Annotated in this window: 3 protein-coding genes; all 3 read left to right on the top strand. The window is 61.5% G+C overall.

Features of this window, described 5'->3' with window-relative positions; genetic code table 11:
• The first annotated feature begins 31 nt into the window (after positions 1-31).
• Complete coding sequence (locus ABWP50_RS11205; protein WP_353218077.1) at positions 32-283, top strand: acyl carrier protein; 252 nt, start codon at positions 32-34, stop codon at positions 281-283.
• A gap of 7 nt (positions 284-290) precedes the next feature.
• Positions 291-1505 carry a serine palmitoyltransferase gene (gene spt / locus ABWP50_RS11200; protein WP_353218068.1) on the top strand — a complete coding sequence of 405 codons (1215 nt, stop codon included), beginning with the start codon at positions 291-293 and terminating at the stop codon, positions 1503-1505.
• Between the two features lie 100 nt (positions 1506-1605).
• On the top strand, positions 1606-2414 hold an 809-nt coding region (locus tag ABWP50_RS11195; RefSeq protein ID WP_353218067.1), incomplete at its 3' end, for an LptF/LptG family permease.

Here is a 2414-nt window from a genome sequence, read left to right as displayed (position 1 = left end):
AGCGCAGCAAATCATTTGGGACGAAGCAATAATGACCGACCGCGCCAGCGTTTATACCCGCATCCTTGAGTTGATCGAGCCTCTGAACGCCAAGAAAGTCGTTGTTGCCGAAGCCACCAGCTTTGCCGGCGATCTGGAAATGGATTCGCTGACCGTGATGGACCTGGTGGCCGGCATGGAAGACGAATGGGACATCATGATCCCATTGAATATGCTGCCTGATCTGGAAACGGTCGGGCAAGTGGCCGATGCTGTGCACGGCCTGGTCATCAAGAAGGGCTGACAGGAACATGATCGATCTCTTGTCCAAATATGATCCGTTGATCGCCGAACACGCCGGCCTGCTGTCCACCGGCATCCGCGATCCGTTTGGCATCGTCATGGAAAAAGTGCTGTCGCCCACCGAAGCGATCATCAAGGGCCGGCACACGATCCTGCTCGGCACCTACAATTACATGGGCATGACGTTTGATGCCGATGTGATCGCGGCCGGCCAGAAGGCCCTGGGCGAATATGGCGCCGGCACCACCGGCAGCCGCGTGCTCAACGGCACCTACCAGACCCACAAGGAATGCGAAGACGCGCTGAAGGACTATTATGGCACCGCCCATGCCATGGTGTTTTCCACCGGCTATCAGGCCAATCTCGGCATGGTCTCCACGCTGGCCGGCAAGGGCGATTTCATCATCCTGGATGCCGACAGCCACGCCAGCATCTATGATGGCTGCAAGATGTCCAACGCCGATATCGTGCGCTTCCGCCACAACGACGCTGCCGATCTGGAAAAGCGCCTGCGCCGCCTGCCGCCCGACGCTGGCAAGCTGGTCGTGCTGGAAGGCGTTTATTCCATGCTCGGCGATATTGCGCCGCTGAAGGAGCTGGTGGCCATCGCCAAGGCGCACGGCTGCATGGTGCTTGTCGATGAAGCGCACGGCATGGGCTTTTTTGGCGAACATGGCCGCGGCGTCTATGAAGAGGCCGGCGTCGCCGACGATGTCGATTTCGTGGTTGGCACATTTTCCAAATCCGTTGGCACCGTTGGCGGCTTTTGCGTGTCCAACAATCCGCGCTTTGAAATATTGCGGCTGGTATGCCGGCCCTACACCTTCACGGCGTCGCTGCCGCCGGCCGTGGTCGCCTGTTCGGCGGCTTCGATCCGCAAGCTCATGACGGCGCACGACAAGCGCGCCCGGCTGTGGGAAGCAACGCGCCGGCTGCACGGCGGCCTGAAGCGCATGGGCTTCAGATTGGCCACCGAAACCCCCGAAAGCGCCATCGTCTCCGTGCTGATGCCTGATCAGGAAACCACGGCGCTGATGTGGTCCACGCTGATCGAACTGGGCGTGTATGTGAACATGAGCCGGCCGCCAGCGACACCGGCGGGCGTCTATCTGCTGCGCTGCTCGATCTGCGCGCTGCACAGCAATGACCAGATCGATGCCGTGTTGGCCTGCTTTGATCGCGCCGCCGATATGTGCAGCCTGCCGCTTGCCGTGCCCGCCTGATCGAAAGCGCCTGCATTTTGCCATGACCGCCGCGCGCCGGGCCGCTATGCTGTAACAACCGCGTTGCATGCATGCGCCCGGCAAGGATTTGAACTGCGGCGTGATCAAGCGGATTGACCAATATTTGTTCGGGCTGATCCTGGTGCCGCTGCTGGGCACATTGGTGGTCGCCGCCATGCTGCTCGTGCTTGATCGCATGCTGCGCCTGTTCGATTTCGTCATCAACGAAGGCGGGCCGGTGTCGGTTGTCTGGCGCATGCTGGGCAATCTGCTGCCGGAATATCTGGCGCTGGGCATCCCGATCGGCGTGATGCTGGGCATATTGCTGGCGTTTCGCCGGCTGGCGATGTCGTCGGAACTGGATGCGCTGCTGGCTGTGGGCGTTTCCTATGGCCGGCTGCTGCGCGTGCCGTTCCTGTTTGCCGGCGTGTTTGCCGTGCTGAATTTCGGTATTGTTGGCTGGCTGCAGCCGGTTACCCGCTATGCCTATGAAAATCTGCGCTTCGAATTGCGTTCGGGCGCGCTGGGCGCGTCGATAAAGGTCGGCGAATTTGCCAATCTGGGCAGCGGCGTTACCTTGCGCGTGGAGGAATCGCGGCAGGCCGGCGCGGATCTGCGCGGCCTGTTCGTGCGCGGTGTCGCGATAGATGCGGCCGGCAATCCGGGGCAGAGCATCGCCGCCACCGCCGAGCGCGGCACGTTCCTGGCCACCGACGATCCGGAATATATTCTGCTGCGCCTGCGCGATGGCATATTGGTGCACAGCCCGGCCCCGGGCGCAACGCCGCGTGTGCTGCGCTTTGTGCAGCATGATCTGCCCATCAAGCTGCCGGAAATGGCGGCGTTTCGCAAACGCGGCGAAGGCAATCTGGAAGCCGTGTTGCCCGAATTGATCGCCACAATGCTGCA

It is taken from the genome of Sandarakinorhabdus sp., assembly GCF_040398645.1.
GTDB lineage: Bacteria > Pseudomonadota > Alphaproteobacteria > Sphingomonadales > Sphingomonadaceae > Sandarakinorhabdus.
The sequence above is the reverse complement of the archived record's forward strand: the minus strand, read 5'-3'. Positions and strand labels throughout refer to the sequence as shown.

What these genes read in the sequence shown, in the direction of transcription:
- ABWP50_RS11205 (WP_353218077.1), top strand. Translation starts at nt 32, where the DNA reads ATGACCGACCGCGCCAGCGTTTATACCCGCATCCTTGAGTTGATCGAG.
- spt (WP_353218068.1), top strand. Translation starts at nt 291, where the DNA reads ATGATCGATCTCTTGTCCAAATATGATCCGTTGATCGCCGAACACGCC.